This window comes from uncultured Allobaculum sp. (genome assembly GCF_948576815.1).
Lineage (GTDB): Bacteria > Bacillota_I > Bacilli_A > Erysipelotrichales > Erysipelotrichaceae > Allobaculum > Allobaculum fili.
The window spans coordinates 1-17,087 of record NZ_CAPAEZ010000007.1 but is presented as its reverse complement, the minus strand read 5'-3'; the positions used below and the strand labels follow the sequence as shown (position 1 = coordinate 17,087).

The 17,087-nt window shown below is 50.2% G+C and carries 13 protein-coding genes; 5 read left to right on the top strand and 8 right to left on the bottom strand.

The features are described from left to right. The first annotated feature begins 423 nt into the window (after positions 1–423). Positions 424–1,179 (top strand): hypothetical protein, encoded by a 756-nt coding sequence (locus Q2J39_RS01615; RefSeq protein WP_230266960.1) that lies wholly within the window; start codon positions 424–426, stop codon positions 1,177–1,179. 117 nt (positions 1,180–1,296) lie between these two features. On the opposite strand, the gene serS is transcribed toward Q2J39_RS01615, so the two are convergent. The 7 genes from serS to dnaA form a co-directional block, all read right to left on the bottom strand. Further along, positions 1,297–2,592, bottom strand: coding sequence for a serine--tRNA ligase (serS, locus tag Q2J39_RS01610; RefSeq protein ID WP_230266961.1), 1,296 nt, complete (start codon positions 2,590–2,592; stop codon positions 1,297–1,299). A 1,266-nt stretch (positions 2,593–3,858) separates the two neighbouring features. Next, positions 3,859–6,507: a DNA gyrase subunit A gene (gyrA, locus tag Q2J39_RS01605; RefSeq protein WP_255658162.1), complete on the bottom strand. Its 2,649-nt coding sequence runs from the start codon at positions 6,505–6,507 to the stop codon at positions 3,859–3,861. A gap of 26 nt (positions 6,508–6,533) precedes the next feature. Further along, on the bottom strand, positions 6,534–8,510 hold the full coding sequence (gene gyrB / locus Q2J39_RS01600) for a DNA topoisomerase (ATP-hydrolyzing) subunit B (RefSeq protein WP_230266962.1): 1,977 nt from the start codon (positions 8,508–8,510) through the stop codon (positions 6,534–6,536). After that, positions 8,503–9,603 carry a DNA replication/repair protein RecF gene (gene recF, locus Q2J39_RS01595; protein ID WP_230266963.1) on the bottom strand — a complete coding sequence of 367 codons (1,101 nt, stop codon included), beginning with the start codon at positions 9,601–9,603 and terminating at the stop codon, positions 8,503–8,505. The genes gyrB and recF overlap by 8 nt, the downstream gene beginning before the upstream one ends. Further along, positions 9,600–9,803 carry a S4 domain-containing protein YaaA gene (gene yaaA, locus Q2J39_RS01590; protein WP_230266964.1) on the bottom strand — a complete coding sequence of 68 codons (204 nt, stop codon included), beginning with the start codon at positions 9,801–9,803 and terminating at the stop codon, positions 9,600–9,602. Before yaaA ends, recF begins: the two co-directional genes overlap by 4 nt. Positions 9,804–10,228: 425 nt before the next feature. Next, positions 10,229–11,368 carry a DNA polymerase III subunit beta gene (gene dnaN / locus Q2J39_RS01585; RefSeq protein ID WP_288338973.1) on the bottom strand — a complete coding sequence of 380 codons (1,140 nt, stop codon included), beginning with the start codon at positions 11,366–11,368 and terminating at the stop codon, positions 10,229–10,231. 172 nt (positions 11,369–11,540) lie between these two features. Next, positions 11,541–12,884, bottom strand: a complete 1,344-nt coding sequence (gene dnaA / locus Q2J39_RS01580) for a chromosomal replication initiator protein DnaA (protein WP_230266966.1) — start codon at positions 12,882–12,884, stop codon at positions 11,541–11,543. 1,402 nt (positions 12,885–14,286) lie between these two features. On the opposite strand from dnaA, the gene rpmH reads away from it, so the two are divergent. The 4 genes from rpmH to Q2J39_RS01560 are packed head-to-tail and all read left to right on the top strand — an operon-like array spanning position 14,287 to position 16,512. Next, a complete protein-coding gene (rpmH, locus tag Q2J39_RS01575) occupies positions 14,287–14,421 on the top strand; it encodes a 50S ribosomal protein L34 (protein ID WP_230225730.1) in 135 nt (44 codons plus the stop codon). Between the two features lie 41 nt (positions 14,422–14,462). Continuing rightward, complete coding sequence (gene rnpA, locus Q2J39_RS01570) at positions 14,463–14,825, top strand: ribonuclease P protein component (RefSeq protein ID WP_230266967.1); 363 nt, start codon at positions 14,463–14,465, stop codon at positions 14,823–14,825. Then, complete coding sequence (locus Q2J39_RS01565) at positions 14,806–15,867, top strand: YidC/Oxa1 family membrane protein insertase (protein ID WP_230266968.1); 1,062 nt, start codon at positions 14,806–14,808, stop codon at positions 15,865–15,867. The genes rnpA and Q2J39_RS01565 overlap by 20 nt, the downstream gene beginning before the upstream one ends. Positions 15,868–15,873: 6 nt before the next feature. Then, entirely contained in the window at positions 15,874–16,512 is a 639-nt protein-coding gene (locus Q2J39_RS01560) for a R3H domain-containing nucleic acid-binding protein (RefSeq protein ID WP_288338974.1), read from the top strand. Positions 16,513–16,682: 170 nt separating this feature from the next. On the opposite strand, the gene Q2J39_RS01555 is transcribed toward Q2J39_RS01560, so the two are convergent. Beyond that, complete coding sequence (locus Q2J39_RS01555) at positions 16,683–16,952, bottom strand: HTH domain-containing protein (protein ID WP_230266970.1); 270 nt, start codon at positions 16,950–16,952, stop codon at positions 16,683–16,685. Positions 16,953–17,087 lie beyond the last annotated feature (135 nt).

Here is a 17,087-nt window from a genome sequence, read left to right as displayed (position 1 = left end):
CTTTGTTTGAAGCGGGAGTAAGCCTGACGCGATCGGAAATTCAGATTTCACGTGAAATTCGTCTGGGGGCTTTCCGGATCTGAGGATTATCTCGAATCCTTCCAAAAAGGAAATACCGGCAATCCAGCGGTAGAGAATAAACAATTCCGATCAAAGGAATCCGTGATTCACCGCACATACGAGACAATAGAAATAGACAATTTCAATGACGACAACCGATTGACCGCAAATGGGCAAGCCGAATGAAGGCAGCGGGAAATCCGGTCACCGTCTTTTTCTGGCAATCTGAATTTCTGATCGAAGAAGGCGGCAAACGCAGATCCCCAAGCCGTAAGAGACAATCCAGTCCGAACGCGGATCTGAGCGCACCCATTTCGACACGAAGGAAAAGAAGAAAAAAGAAACTGAAGAAAGGGAACACCCATGGTAAACAAACTGAAGCATGTCCTGCTGATCGCAGCCGCCGCGCTCGTTCTGGGCGCCTGCTCGAATCTGATCAGCGTGATTCATCTGAACGTGGAAGACGGACAGAATATGATCACCGGTCAGACGGTTCTGATCGATTACCAGACGGAACCGATCCAGACCCGGATCGATCCGAACGCCGTCCAGATCTCCGGCGGAGAATCCTGGATCGAAGATGGAAAACTGAAATTCCAGGCAATGAAACCGGGAACGTATACGATCTCTGTTACGCAAAACGGAGTCACCTCCAATACCGTCACGGTCGACATCAAGGCATCTCCACTGGCTGATGCGTCTTCGTCTCACGACGATTCCAAAGACTCGTCCGCGCAGGATCAATCGTCGGAAAACTCGTCTTCTTCATCCGAAGACGATCCGCTTGCGGATGCTAAAGCCACCGTTCAGGACCATATTATTTCGGTGGATCAGGCGTGGGAAGACGCAGATTCTCTGGCAGGATCGGGCAAGCTCATCACCGTCGACGGCAAGCTTCCGCAGTCGACCATTCAGGATAAAGCGGGAAATAATGTCGTCGTGTTGTGGAATTCCGACATCAGCAAATACATCATTCTGGAAGGATTCCCGATTCCTTTTGGCAACTGCGACGCCAATGTAACCGGACGGCTGCGTCGAAATGATAACGGTGAACTGGTGATGGATATGACGTACGTCGAAGCGACGAACATGGAGCCCTCTGCCACTCCAGCCCAGTAAAATGGAGCTCGAAAATACGCATCTTCACTCTTGCTGTGCTCCGTATGGGGTACGGCTTTTCTTTTTGAACCGGCACCTGAAAATGAAAAAAAATCCTTCTTTCGAAGGATTTCAAATTTATTTCTTTTTGTTTGGAACGAGTACTTTCTTGCCACCCATGTAAGGCTGCAGAGCCTCTGGAATGAGGACAGTTCCGTCTTCCTGCAGATTGTTTTCCAGGAAGGCGATCAGCATACGCGGAGGCGCTACGCAAGTGTTGTTCAGCGTATGGGCGAAGTACTTCTTGCCGTTTTCGTCTTTGACACGGATTTTCAGACGACGAGCCTGCGCATCAGTGAGGTTGGAGCAGGAGCCGACTTCGAAGTATTTCTTCTGGCGCGGAGACCAGGCTTCAACGTCTACGGATTTGCATTTCAGATCCGCGAGGTCGCCGGAGCAGCATTCAAGCGTACGTACGGGAATGTCGAGCGTACGGAAGAAATCTACGGTGTTCATGTACAGGCGAACGAACCAGTCAGCCGATTCTTCCGGTTTGCAGACGATGATCATTTCCTGTTTTTCGAACTGGTGAATACGGTATACGCCGCGCTCTTCAATACCGTGCGCGCCTTTTTCCTTACGGAAGCAAGGGGAGTAGGAAGTGAGCGTATAAGGCAGTTCTTTCTCGTCGATGATCTGGTCGATGAAGCGGCCGATCATGGAGTGTTCGGAAGTTCCGATCAGATACAGATCTTCGCCTTCAATCTTGTACATCATACCGTCCATTTCAGCAAAGGACATAACGCCGGTTACGACGTTGGAACGAATCATGTAAGGCGGGATGACATACGTAAATCCGCGGTCGATCATGAAGTCGCGGGCATAAGAGAGGATAGCGGAATGGAGTCTGGCAATATCGCCAACCAGATAATAGAAACCGTTGCCAGCTACACGGCGTGCAGCATCGAGGTCAATTCCCCCAAAAGATTCCATGATGTCGGTATGGTAGGGGATTTCGTAATCCGGTACAACCGGTTCACCGAAGCGTTCGAGTTCAACGTTTTCACTGTCGTCCTTACCAATTGGGACAGTGGGATCAATCATATTTGGAATCTGCATCATGGCGTCGGTAACGGCCTGGCGCAGTTCTTCTTCTTTTTTGGACAGTTCTTCAATCTGATCGCCAAGTGCTGCCGTTTCGAGTTTTGCAGCTTCGGCTTCTTCTTTCTTGCCCTGTCCCATCAGCATGCCGATCTTCTTCGAATTGCTTTTGCGCTTCGAGCGAAGTTCGTCAGCCTGCTGCTGCGTCCGACGCAATGCTGCGTCGTTGCAGATCACTTCATCTACAAGATGCAGTTTATGATGCTGAAATTTCTTTTCCATGTTCTCTTTAACGAGATCCGGGTTTTCACGGACAAATTTCAAGTCAAGCATTCAGGATTCTCCTTTTCATATCTTCATTACGATATCACGCCAAAATATCTCATTCAAACATCCCTCTTTTTCCACAGGCTCTAAACATCAAATCCGCGAAAAAGACAGCGGAAACAAACCAGAGCGGGCCGTAGAAATCCTAAGACAAAAGGGAAATCCAAACGGAAAAAATCCGCAGGACTGCCTGGGCTGTTTTGCAAAGTCTGTATGGTTTCGTCCCGAAAAATACAGTCCAGATTCAGGCGATATAATCGTGCAGAATCGCTAGATCCAGCCGTTCAAAAACAGGACATCTTTTCCAAGAACAGCACTTAGAAAAGAGTCTCTAAAACATCTTTCGACTCGGGTGTCATCCGATCGGTCTGATCCCCGACGGGTATCCTCGCCTTCGTTCGAACAGAAAACCGCCAGCTGTTTGCACGGAGGAAAAGGGGATGAAGCGATCGGTCCGATTCAGAATCCAGCAGCTGCTCCAGAACCGCCAGATCATTCAGCCCGGATTTCCTGACAGGAATGAACAGACGAATGAAGACAGACAGAACAGGCAGAGAGGAAAGCTCCAAATACGACAAAGGCAAACACAAAGTCAGGAAAGAAGCTTGCCCAAACAAACCGAATTGCAGATTTTTCCCTGCTGGATCCGATTTCTGTCCTTCCTATGGCTGGTCAGAGATCGAACAGTCCAGCCTCCTTCCAAAGACGGATATGGGCTCAAAATAGCCATTAAGTTTCAGTATGTTGAATGTTATAGGCTGTTTAGATCGGAATTCCGATATTTTGATCGGAATCGCATACGAATTTTCCAATATTGGATCGAGGATCAGCTTTTTAGAAATCGGAATACGATTTTCTATTCCTATCGTCTTTTCTTATTCCTATAGGATAGGTAAAGGAAATCTTCGCTGCTTCTGATTAAGAGACCCAGATCTTCCAGACACCGATTTTGAAAAAAGGGAAAATCAGACGCTTCTCCTCTCCCATTTCTGAAGCAGGAAACTTTTCCGATTTTCCCAGTCTCTTCTGGAGCTGAGCGATCCAAATTGGGGAATCCTTTTCGTATTAATGCGATCTGCTTACCGGATTTAGAGGAAAACTGGATCGAAAAACGGACAGCCATCCAATGAAAAAACGATCCATGCCTTTTCGCTGGCAGAAAAAAATCCGATATCCTGCGCCCTCAAAAGACTGGATATCGGATTTCATTTTCTTCATTCAGGAATTCAGATCCATCTGCCTATTTCTGAAAATCAGATTTCAGAAGCGGGATCAGACCGTTTCTGGTTCCTTGCCTGCTGCGTCTTCTGATGCCGATTCCGATTCGTTTTCTGGAAGCGGGCTTCCGTCTTCCGTGGTCTTGTAATCGAAATCGCCGACCGGCTGATTCAGCTCATCCAGAACGTAGTTGTTCTCGTTGTCATCCTCTTCTTCCTGGTGCCCGGTGAAGGTCATGCGGTTAACCTTATCGTTTTCCGAAAGACGGATGATATGAACGCCCTTGGTGTTGCGTCCCTGAATTTTGATGTTGTGCAGATGAACACGAATCATCTGGCCGTAGTCTGTTACGATCATCGCATCTTCGTTTCCGTTAACGGCCTTGAAGGCGATGACGTTGCCCGTAGCCGGGCTGATAGAAAGCGTCTTAACTCCTTTTGTACCGCGGTTGGTCAGTCGGTATTCATCCACCGGTGAACGCTTGCCGAATCCGTTTTCGGAAAGGACAAGAATCGTATCGCCTTCGCTGGCGAGCGTAGCGCCAATGACATGACCGCCTTCGAGATTGATGCCTCGAACGCCGGCGGCTGTACGTCCCATCAGACGAACGGTTTCTTCAGGGAAGCGAACCGCGTAGCCGGTATCGCCGGCGATCAGAATTTCATCATCGCCATGGGTCGGCAGGATGTAGGCAAGGGAGTCGCCCTCGTTGAGGGTGATCGCAATTTTACCGGTACGGTTGATGTTCTTGAATTCGGCTACCGGAGTCCGCTTAACGATACCCTGGCGGGTGACGAACAGAAGGTTCTTCGCGGTGTGTTCCTGATCATACGGCAGGATCGCCTGAACCTGTTCGCCGTCCTGAAGCTGGATGAAGTTTACGATCGGCGTGCCCTTGGCGGTTCTCGAACTCATCGGGAACTGGAAGCCGCGCATACGGTAAACGCGTCCGGCGTTGGTGAAGAACAGAACGTAGTCATGGTTGGACATGGTCGCCATGAAATCGATCGTGTCTTCGTCGTTGAGCGAAATCGAGCGGATACCCTTGCCGCCGCGCAGCTGGGTATGGTAGTTCGAAATGGCGGTTGCCTTGATGTAGCCGGAATGGGTCAGCGTCATCAGGATGTCTTCCTGCGGAATCAGATCTTCGTCGATCACATCAAAGCTGCCTTCGAGAATTTCCGTGCGGCGTTCATCGCCGTACTTGGCTTCGATATCGTCGAGGTTGCTGCGAATGATATCGAGAACGCGGGAATGGTTGGCCAGGATATCCTTGAAGTCCGCGATTGCGGCCAGCAGCTGTTCGTATTCGTTTTCAATCTTCTCGCGTTCCAGTCCGGACAGACGGCGAATCTGCATGGCGAGGATCGCCTTGGACTGCAGATCGTCCAGACCGAACTGCGCGTTCATATCTTCAATCAGACCGGCTTCTTCCTTGTGGGAGGAACGGATCAGGTTGATCAGTTCATCGAGATGGTCGAGCGCAATACGCAGACCTTCGACAATGTGCAGACGCTCCTGCGCTTTCTTCAGGTCGAAACGGGTCCGACGGACGATGACATCCGTCTGATGCTTGACGTAGTCAATGATCATCTCGCGGATCGTCAGCTGTTTTGGTCTTCCGTTTTCAAGCGCCAGCATGTTGATGCCAAACGTAGACTGCAATGGCGTTTCTCGGAACATCTGGTTGATGACAACATCTTCCTGAACGTCCTTTTTCAGATCCATGACGATACGGATACCTTCACGGTTGGATTCATCGTTCAGATAGGTAACGCCCTGGACTTTCTTTTCGCGGATGACCTGCGCCATCTTCTCGTACAGCTTCATCTTGTTGATGCCGTATGGAATTTCGTAGTAGATGACACGCTTCTTGCCGTTGGGCAGATCTTCGATGCGGTACTTCGAACGGATCGTGATCGAGCCGCGTCCGGTTTCATACGCTTCGCGAATGCCTTTGCGGCCAAGAATGATGCCGCCGGTCGGGAAGTCCGGTCCGGGCAGATATTCCATCAGTTCCGGTACGGAAATTTCCGGATCGTCCATGACCGCCTTAATGGCGCGGACGACTTCGGTGAGGTTGTGCGTCGGAATGTTGGTGGCCATGCCGACCGCAATACCGACTGCACCGTTGAGCAGCAGGTTCGGAATGCGGGACGGCAGAACCGTCGGTTCTTTACCGTCGCCGTCATACGTTTCAATGAAGTCGACGGTTTCCTTGTTCAGATCCGCAACCATTTCAGTTGAAATCTTGGACATGCGGGCTTCGGTGTATCGCATAGCCGCAGCGCCGTCGCCGTCCAGGGAACCGAAGTTTCCGTGACCGTCAACGAGCGGGTAGCGATAAGAGAAGTCCTGCGCCATGCGGACCATGGCGTCATAAACGGCGGTATCGCCGTGCGGGTGGTATTTACCAATAACATCACCGACGATACGGGCACTTTTCTTGTGGGCGCTGCCCGGGGTAATGCCCAGGGTTGCCAGCGCATAGAGAATCCGGCGGTGAACCGGCTTCATGCCGTCGCGTACATCCGGCAAAGCGCGCTGTACGATAACCGACATGGAGTAGTCCAGAAACGAATCTTTCATCTCTTTCGAGATTTCAATATCTTCAATCGCGTCCCTGGCTTTCTGGCTTTCCTCATCAGAAAAGGAATCGTCCAGAATATCTTCTTCGGGAGTTTTATTTGCGTTATCTTCCATAAATGGATATTTCCTTTATTTCCTTTCTAGAGATCCAGAGTCGCGTATTCCGCATTGTTCTGAATAAATTCTTTACGGGGTTCGACGTCTTCGCCCATGAGCATGGCAAAGGTATCGTCCGCCATCATCGCGTCTTCAATCGTGACACGCTTGAGGATACGGCGTTCCGGGTCCATAGTCGTTTCCCAGAGCTGTTCGGCATCCATTTCACCAAGACCCTTATAGCGCTGTACTTTGTAGCCGTCCTTGTACTCGGCACGCAGAGCATCCATTTCCTGTTCCTTGTAGGCGTAGTCCATGCGCTTGCCTTTCTGAATCTTGTACAGAGGCGGCTGGGCAAGATAGACGTAGCCGTGTTCAATAACTGGCTTCATGAAGCGGTAGAGGAACGTCAGCATGAGGGTGGCGATGTGCGAACCGTCGACATCGGCATCGGTCATGATGATGATCTTGTGATAGCGAAGCTTGGAGAGGTCCGTATTTTCCTTAAATCCGCATCCGAACGCCGTGATCATCGAGTTGATTTCCGCGTTGGCGAAAATCCGGTTTTCTCTGGCTTTTTCCACGTTGAGGATTTTTCCGCGCAGCGGCAGGATGGCCTGGGTACGGGCATTTCGGCCCATCTTGGCCGAGCCGCCGGCAGAGTTACCTTCGACGATAAAGATTTCGCATTCACTCGCATCGCGGCTCGAGCAGTCCATCAGCTTTCCAGGAAGGGAAGTGATGCCGTCGAGTCCCGATTTGCGCTGTACGGCTTCACGGGCCTTGGCTGCCGCAATGCGCGCGCGGCCGGCTGTGAGACCTTTTTCAACGATCGCCTTGGCTTCGGTCGGGTTTTCCATCAGGAAGCGGTAAAGAGCGTCGCCGAAAATGCTGGAAACGATTTTGCGGACTTCGCTGTTTCCGAGCTTCGTCTTCGTCTGTCCTTCGAACTGCGGGTCCGGATGCTTGATCGAAATGATCGCTGCCAGACCTTCCTTGACATCGTCCTGCGTGAGGGATTCGTCTTTTTTCAGAAGGTTGTTTTCCCGCCCGTACTTGTTCAGAACACGGGTCAGGGCCAGACGGAAGCCGTCTTCATGGAAGCCGCCTTCAGGGGTATTGATGTTGTTGACGAAGGAGTAAATCTGGTTCTGGTAATCCCGGTTGTACTGCACCGCGACTTCGACCAGAATGTGGTCCTGTCCGCCCTCGGCGTAAATTACCTTGTCGGAGATGACTTCCTTGCCTTTGTTCAGATGGCGGACATATTCGATAATGCCGCCTTCGTACTGATACTCCTTGCAGACAGGATGTTCGCCGCGCTCGTCGCAGAGAGTCATTTTCAGATCCTTGTTCAGATAGGCGAGCTGACGAATACGGGAATCGAGCACATCGAAATTGAACTCAGTCGTTTCGGTAAAGATTTTCGGATCCGGTTTGAAGCGTACGGTCGTACCGGTACGCTCGGTCGTTCCGATCTGCTTGAGCGGCGCAACGGTATGGCCGCCGTTTTCAAAGCGGATGTAGTAGCGTTTGCCGTCCTGGTCAACGGTGACTTCGAGCCACTCGGAAAGGGCGTTTACAACGGAAGCACCGACACCGTGCAGACCGCCGGAAACTTTATAGGCGCCGCCGCCGAATTTTCCGCCGGCGTGCAGTACGGTCATAATGGTTTCTACCGCACTGATTTTTGTTTTCTGGTGAATGCCTACCGGCATGCCTCGTCCGTTATCCCGAACGAGAATGGAATTGTCTTTTTCAATGACAACATCAATCTGGCTGGCGTAGCCGGCCAGGGATTCGTCAATGCCGTTATCGACAATTTCCCAGACGAGATGATGAAGACCTCGCGAAGACGTTGAGCCGATATACATGCCAGGACGCAGACGAACCGCTTCCAGACCTTCCAGAACCTGGATATCGTTGGCGGTATAGGCATGATCGACATGAATTGCTTCATCTTCAAGCTTGTCGAACTCAAGAACAGAAGCCTCGAGCGACTTGTTTTCAGTTTCAGACATCAAATATTCCCTCCTTCATCTTGCCGTGATCAACTGTATAAAACTTGACCGGCCGCTTGAACCAGCCTGGGGAGACGGGTTCGGCCGTGGTAATAAAAATCTGAATTTCTTCCGGAAAAGAGGCGATGAGCCCCTGCCGGCGGGATTCGTCGAGCTCCGAAAATACATCATCGAGAAGCAGGACGGGGTTCTGTCCGGTCTTTTCCCGGATCACCTGACAAAGTCCGATTTTCAGCGCCAGCATGACCGATCGTTTCTGGCCCTGGCTGGCGGTCTGCGTAATCAGCTTTCCGTTAAGATAAAATTCAAGATCATCCTTGTGGATGCCCGCGGACGTTGTTTTCATGCGGCGATCCCGCTCAAGCGTCGAGTCATAAATCTGCCTGAGCTGTTCGCGGATATCCTGATCGGGATCCACACAGGTTTTGTAGCGAATGCTGAGCTGTTCCTTCCCCTGCGAAAAACGAGGAAAGATTTCAGAGGCTTTCTGTTCCAGAAGCGTGATAAAGGCGCGCCGCTGCACAATGAGCACGGCCTGCGCCTCAATCATCTGGGCTGTCACGGTCGACAGCAGAATTTCATCGGGTTTCCACGATTTAAGAATCGCGGAACGTTCCTTGAGCAGTTTCTGAAACTGGGAAAGAAGCGACGTGTAGGAACGGGAAAGCTTCACCAGTTCCATATCGATCATTTTTCTTCTTTCCTTTGGCGAATCTGAAAAAAGGGTCAGATCGTCCGGTGAAAAGAGAACCGCATTGAGAATGCCGACAAACTCCGAAAAAGAGCGGACCGGCTTGTCATTGCGGTACAGAAATTTTTTCCCCTGTGAAAACACCGTTTTCAGCTTTTCGAGGCGGCCTTTGTTTTCGATGGTTCCTTCGAGCACAAATGAATCCTGGCTGTGCCGGATTAAGGACGGTGTCTTTGATGTTCGCCACGAGCGCAGGTGGCTTAAAAAGTAAATGGATTCGAGAAGATTGGTTTTTCCCTGCGCGTTTTTTCCCCAAAAGATATGAATCGTATCCGGATCAAAAGAAAAAGAAGCCGTTTCGAAGTTTCTGTAGTCAGAAAGCTTCAGCTTCTGTATGTTCATTCAATCTCAATCCGAATATTGCCGGTTTCTACGACATCACCCGAACGAAGCTTCTTTCCGCGTCGGTTTTCTGGCTCTGCGTTTACGAGCACTTCGTTCTGTGCCAGCCACGCTTTGATCTGCCCGCCGGAGTCAATGACATTGCAGGCTTTCAGCAGCTGCTGGAGGGTAATATATTCATCTTTCAGGTTAAACTTCATATTTGAACCTCACTTCAAGCTCAATTATATCAAAAAAAGCCTTTATTTTCCACAGGACAGAGATCACCGCCGGAACATAGGGAAATACGATGAATCAAAAATTCAGCGTTACGGCCCTTTAAACGGCTTTTTTGAGAAATAATCCTTCGCATGGGGCACATATTGTGACTTTGAAGGGTGCAAATCGCTTCTCAAATTCGACAAGGCGGCGACGGGCCGCCTCGTTTTCTGGAAAAAGGCCTTTTCTAAGCCTTTTGAGCGCCTTCCAGGTCTGCATGCGAACGGATGACGTTCGGCTTAGCGGACGCTTTCGATTTTCCTGTGCAAAAAAAAACGAGCCGGTGCTCTGCAGCATGCAGCATCGGCTCGTTTTTTGTATGGACAGAAATAAATCGTCGTATGAAAAATGCAGGAAACAGGAAACGCTAGACGTTGCTGCGCATGGCGACAAAGAGCAGTTCGAGGGAAGGGTCATCCGGGAGGGTGATGTAGAGCGGTTTGAGTTCGCCGCTTAGTCCGAGATTGAATTTTTCATGATCCTTAATCGCCCGCAGACCATTGATCATCAAACTCGCGTTAAACGCGATATTTCCCGACTCTCCATCCATCTCCATCTTTTCAATATTCTGGCGGCAGGATCCGAGCGTACTGGAAAGAACTTCGACAAACGTCTGATCCGGAGTATAGGTCATGCGTACTGGAATGACGGAAGAATCCGAAGTCTGCGCGCCCGTATAAATGATCGAACGGCTCATCATGCCTTCGAACTCATTCGTATCGAGAATCATATGGGTTGTCGGATGCGTCTGCAAAATCCGGTCGCAGTCGGGGAATACGCCGTCGTAGAGCGTCGTCTGCAAAAGCAGATCGTCCTTGACGAACTGAATGCGCTGACGGTCGAGATATACATCGCATTCGCCTTCGCTTCCAAAAAGCGAAGCCACGAGACTGATGGCTTTGACCGGGATGTTCGCCTGGGCGGACGCATCGGTCTGTACCGGTACAATTTTGCGGGCCATCGCCAGCGTATTGGTCGCCGTCGCGATCAGTTTATGGTCATTGATGCGCAGGTTGACGCCGTTGAGATAGACACGCGGGCTGTTGGTTGCCGCCGCAAAGGCTACCTGACGGGAAATATCCTGCAGCGCATGAATCGGCAGCGTCAGATGCTTCGCCGGCTGCGTGAGATTGGGATCCGGGTATTCGCTGGGGGCGCGCCCAAACAGTTCGAATTTGGAATCGGAAGGCCCATTAAAGCGAATCAGCGTATCGTCGATCGATTCGACGTGCAGGATATCGCCGTTCATGCGGCGGGTCAGTTCGATCAGAGCGGAGCAGCGAATGATAATGGATCCGCGCTCTTCAATGACGAGCTGGTTTTTCTCATCGGGAGAAATGACGACCTGAATAGCCAGATTGGAATCGGATCCGGTCAGAACAATATAGTCCGGAAACACCTGGATCAGAACGCCGGTCAGCGCGATGGTCGGGGAAACCGAAGGAATGGCGTGTACAACCGTCGCGAGCTTGTCGGCAAAGTATGAACGATTAATGGAAAAACGCATGAGAAAGTTCCTTTCTTCTTCTCTTATTAAAGAATAATAACAATAAGGAATGCCCCAGACGGGGATAACTCAAAGCTTTATACGAAAGATAAAGGGAAAAAACGGAAAATCGGGGCGGGGATTGTCTGTGGATAACCCGCAAAGGCCGGGGATAACCCCCAAAAACGGTGGATTACCCGCTGATTTTCTTTCGGAGCGTATCTACAGCCTCTTTCCAGGCTGGATCGGAATCGATCAGCTTGCGAACGCGGGAACAGGACGAAGAAATCGTCGTATGATCGCGTCCGCCGATTTCCTTGCCGATGGCGGAATAGGAAATCCCCAGCAGATCGCGCATCAGATAAATGCAGATCTGTCTGGCCTGCACAATTTTTTTCTGGCGGCTTTTGCCCTCGAGATCCTGGTACGAAAGACCGTAATGACGGATGACCGCTTTCTTGACGGTTTTCGGACTGAGCTCTTCGGTCGGGGCCACAGCCGGCTCATCGCGCAGAACGCCCATCGTGAATTCCATCGTAATGGAAGGCGGATCAAAAAGGGTCGCGTTGAATAAAAGACGGTTGAGCACGCCCTCCAGTGCGCGGACGTCATGCGAATAGCTGACGGCCAGAAAATCCAGAACATCTTCATCGATGGGCTGCACCTGTTCGTGCCCGTCGAGTTTCTTTTTCAGAATCAGTTTGGCCGTTTCCGTGCCCGGTTTTTTGATGCTTACGGTAAGACCGGACTGAAAGCGGCTGATCAGACGCTTCGTCAGCGTCGGAATTTCCGAAGGATGCACGTCGGATGTCAGAATAATCTGCTTATTTAAACGTATTAATTCATTGAAGACGGTAAAGAACACTTCCTGGCAGGACGCACTGCGCAGGTTCTGGATGTCATCCACCAGAAAAAAGTCGCAGTCGATCAGCTGAGCCTTGACCACATCCACCGCATTGGAAGAGGGGTTTTTGGAGCGCATCGCTTCCAGCATGAGGCTGACCAGATCGCCCGCATAAAAATAATTGACCTTGCATTCCGGCCGGTGAACGGCGAGGTAGTTGCCCACCGCATTCAGCATGTGCGTTTTGCCCAGACCGGAACTGCCGTAAATCAGCAGGGGGTTGAAGCGGTTTTCCCGTGTGACCAGCCGGCAGGCAGCCAGCGCTTCCTGGTTGCTGGGGCCGGAGACAAAGGAATCAAAAGTATACGCCTTGTCAAAAGGGCGGTCTACCAGCTTATTGGTTCGAATTTTCAGCGCTTCGTCCGGCATCATCTGCTCCATCTCCCGCTGGGAAATGAGTTCGATCTGAAGCGTCGATCCCCAGATCTGGGAAAGAGTATCTTCAAACAGCGACAGATTATCCTTGATCAGATTGGAAGCAATGATATTTCGATAGGTCAGGTAGGCCTTTCCGTTCTCGATTTTAAATAGCGAAGTCTTTGAGATCCATGTAAGTGTGCTTTCGTCGAAATACTGGCTGGTGCGAATCATCGAAAGCGTCTGATCCCAGTACTGATTGATCGAGGAATCCATATTGAATCCATCCTTTCCACCTGGATGTTTATCATAACCGATTTTATTCCATTCGGGACGTGTGGCTATTCGCATTATCCCCTGTTTTTGGGGGATAACTCTTTGGCACACCTAGAAACGGAAAATTATCCCCAATGGGGACAATGGTGGATAACTTCAGCAAATTGTGCAGAGCCCGCAGGCTGTATCCCCGCCCAGGCTGAATCCAATCCTCCATAGCTAAAGGAGAAATCCGAGTTATCCCCCATGGGGGATTGTGCGCAGCATTCCCCTTTCCGGGGATATCTTTTCGGGGGACAGCGCGGGGATAACCAAAATGCACAGGGGGAAAGCACGCAAAGAATCTCCCAGTTTCGGGGAATTGTCCTCATTGCTTTGAAACGCGGGGAAAAGGGATGGGGACAGGATGTGGATAACCTGTGGATAACTGGGGGATAACGCGCATATCCCCCGAAAAGCGGGGATTTTCCCCTGGATTTACGGAAAAAAAGCCGCTTTTCCAAAGGCAGTCCCCCGTTTTTGACGAAATCCTGCACAATCCCCCGCAAACGGTGGATAACGGGGATAACCCGAAGAAGGCCCCAACCGGAAGATGCGGGTATGAAAACAGAGGGAGAACTGCCATACGCTCCCAGTCCGTAATCGAACCGTCCCCGCTTTCCACCCAGACGGGGGATAACTGCAAGTCACGCCGATTCAGGGCGGACGAACCAGACCATCGCAAAAAAGCCGCAGACGAATCTGCGGCTTTTAAACATCATCTGAACAGACAGTTCCAGAAAGAGGAGAGGGGGAAAGAAAGAATGGAAGACTGCATCTGGAAAAGAGACAGGCGGATAAGAAACGGGGGATAAGAAACAGGGAGAGACAGGGAAAAAGAAGGCTGTGCGGATGCATGGAGATCCGGCTGGATCGAGAACCGAAAGAAGAGCAGAACGAACAGCGGCGAGAATACTGCGCTGAAAATATACAGATAATAAAATAGGAATCGGGACGAAGCAGAAATGCTGACAATCCACAGAAAAGAAGATCACCGCTGTATTTTCGGGTGCAGGCAGGACCTGCCGGGGTCTGTGGGGGGAAGAATCCGAAAAAAAGGCGAAAAAAATTGGAAAAACCGCCTGTTTACAGGTGATTGCGCGTGTCGTTTCTGTTATCCTTGTTTACAGATTGCCACGATACAGGATCGCTGCTGTTTAGCGGTGAACAGATAGGAATCGATCAAGCTGCGCAATCCATTTTTCTTTTATATTTCGCATGAATGAAAAGGACCTTTAAGAAAATCACCCCCTGAAACGGCTTCGTGCGCGTTGACATCCTTTTTTTCATCATGATATAGTGACATGCGCAATTAATAAGAAAATAAGAATCACTCTTATAGAACGAAAGGAACTGAGTCGACATGAAACGTACTTATCAGCCAAGTAAAATCAAACACCAGAGAACTCACGGCTTCCGCGCTCGTATGGCTACCAAAGGCGGACGCAAAGTATTAGCAAGAAGAAGAGCTAAAGGCAGAAAGGTTTTATCCGCTTAATAAATCACCTGCAAAGGTGATTTTTTTCTCTGTCTGAGTCAATGAAGAAACATCAGAGAATCCTTAAGAATGCAGAGTTCTCATCCATCATTTCCAAACGGAAGTCCTTCGTCTGCCCGGCCATGATTGTGTATACGGCGCCGAAAAAGGAAGAACATGCCCGTGTTGGGATCAGCGTCGGCAAGAAAGTTGGAAAAGCGGTTGTCCGCACCCGTGTAAAACGCCAGCTTCGCGCGCTGATCGATTCTGTATTCACCTTTGACGAATCGTTTGATTCCATTGTTATTGTCCGCCCTGCCTTTTTAAAGATGGATTACGAACAGAGACACAAGATGCTCTCTGAACTGCATGAGCGGGCCCGCCTAAAATACGAAAGAGGATCCCATGAAAAAATCGCTTCTTGAAAAATCACGGATTCTGTTTCTGTGCGTACTGGTATCCCTGGGTCTTGCGGCCTGTTCCAACCCGCGAGGATCTGACGGAAAAACCAAACTCGACCAGATTATTGCTCTTAACCAAGAGACCATTAATAAGGAACAGGTCAACATTTCCGAAATCACGGATGAAGATCTGAAAGCCGAAGTCGAATCTTCAGAATCAGAAACAGTAACTATTGAACCCACCAGCTGGTCCTCCTCCTGGAAGAGAGGATGGTTTGACGGTCTGATCGTCTGGCCGATCGCCCAGCTGATCAACCTGTTTGCCAGCTTTACCGATGCCGGCTGGGGCATCATCCTGGCAACGCTCCTGATCCAGCTGCTCATTTTTGCGTTCACGTTCCGTTCGCAGATTTCCCAGCAGCGCATGCAGGAAATCCAGCCGGAAATGACGCGCCTGCAGGCCAAATACGAAGGCAAGAACGACGAACGTTCGAAAATGCTGATGGCGCAGGAAATGCAGAAGCTTTACAACGATAACGACATTCATCCGTTCGGAAGCATGCTCGTTATGTTCATTCAGCTGCCTGTCATGATGGGTATGTTCTACGCCACCATGCGTGCGGCAACGACCGTATACGGCTCCTTCATGGGCATGCCGCTGTCGGAAACGCCGCTGGCCGGTTTTCAGCATCTCGACTGGGGCATCATGACCGTCTACATTCTGATGATCGTCATGTCCATCCTGCAGATGCAGATTCCGAAATGGCTTGGCAAGCTGGATGTAAAAACCGGCCGTGTCAAAGCCCAGAAGGAAGAACCGAAAGCGGGCGGTATGATGGCCAACACCATGAACATGACCATGTACATGACGACGGCACTGATCGCCTTCATGTATATTTCCTGGCCGATTGCGATGTCCTTCTACTGGCTAGTTTCGTCCATTATCCGTGCCTTCACCAGTGTTCTCAGCCACTACATTTCGCTGAATCAGAGAGAAAAACGTGAAAAAGAAGAAAGAGTACGCGATACCGAAGGCATTCTGAAAAACAGAAAGAAGCAGGGATAGGAAAGTATGGAATTTGATCGTTTTTCCGGGAAAACTCTCGATGAGGCTCTCGCCGCTGCCTGCAATGCGAAAAATGCGGCTGTTGAAGAACTCACGTATACCGTTGTAGAAGAAAAGTCTGGCTTCCTCGGTCTCGGTCGGACGATCACCATTGAAGCCTGGGCCGAAAGCGACATTATCGTTTTCCTTCACGACTACATTCAGACCTATTTTGACAACGCCGAAATGGATGGAACCGTCTCGATCGAACTCGATGACACCGGCTTCTATCGTATTTCTGTCGATACGAACGCCAATGCGGTTCTGATCGGACGTCAGGGAAGAACGCTTCAGGATTTCACCGTCCTCGTTCGTTCCGCGGCCAGCGCGGTCTTCAAGAAACATATCCGTCTGATGATCGACGTCAACGGCTATAAGGAAGAGCGCTACGAAAAAGTCGCACGCATGGCGATCCGCGTTGCCCGTGACGTACGCCGCACGAAAGTGGACGCGGTTCTTGAACCGATGCCTGCCGATGAAAGAAAAGCCGTTCATAACGCCCTGAGCGATATGGATGACATTTCCACCAAGTCGCATGGCGAAGGACCGGAACGCCGTATTCATATTCTGTATACGCCCGGAAAAGTCAGCGAGCCCGCTGAATAATCCGATTTACGCCAAATGAATTCCGAAAGAAAAGGGGATTGCTTCCCCTTTTTTTGTGCAGATTCGAAAGCAGCAGGAAAAACGACAGGAAACAGGAAAAGGACAGAGAAAATCAGAAAGGCAGAAATCCGTTTCTGGATTTCTGCCGTATACAGAACTCTTTTTCCTTTTTAAAATTCTTTGTCTTCCGGACTCAGAATATACTCCAGCGATCCGCGCAGCCGCTGATCCATGGCGATCATCCGCTCTTTCCCGATGAATTCTGGATTGTAGCCCAGCGTCAGAAGGATATCTTCCGGCGTGGCATGGCGTGTGCGCAGGCGCACATACATCAGACAGAACACCTGGGTGAATTCGATGGTATCGTTTGTCACGCGCTGGGTGTACGGATTACCCTGAAGCGCAATAATCTGTTCCAGCGTAAATCGCTTGTTTGGCATTTCTTCACCTCTTTCATACATTCATGCATGAATAGTGTTTAAACAGTCAGCTGACATTCTGATTATATCGAAGTACATTTAAATAGAACTTTCCCAATCAGCTAAACTATACGGTCGGATTTTTGCGTGGACGAC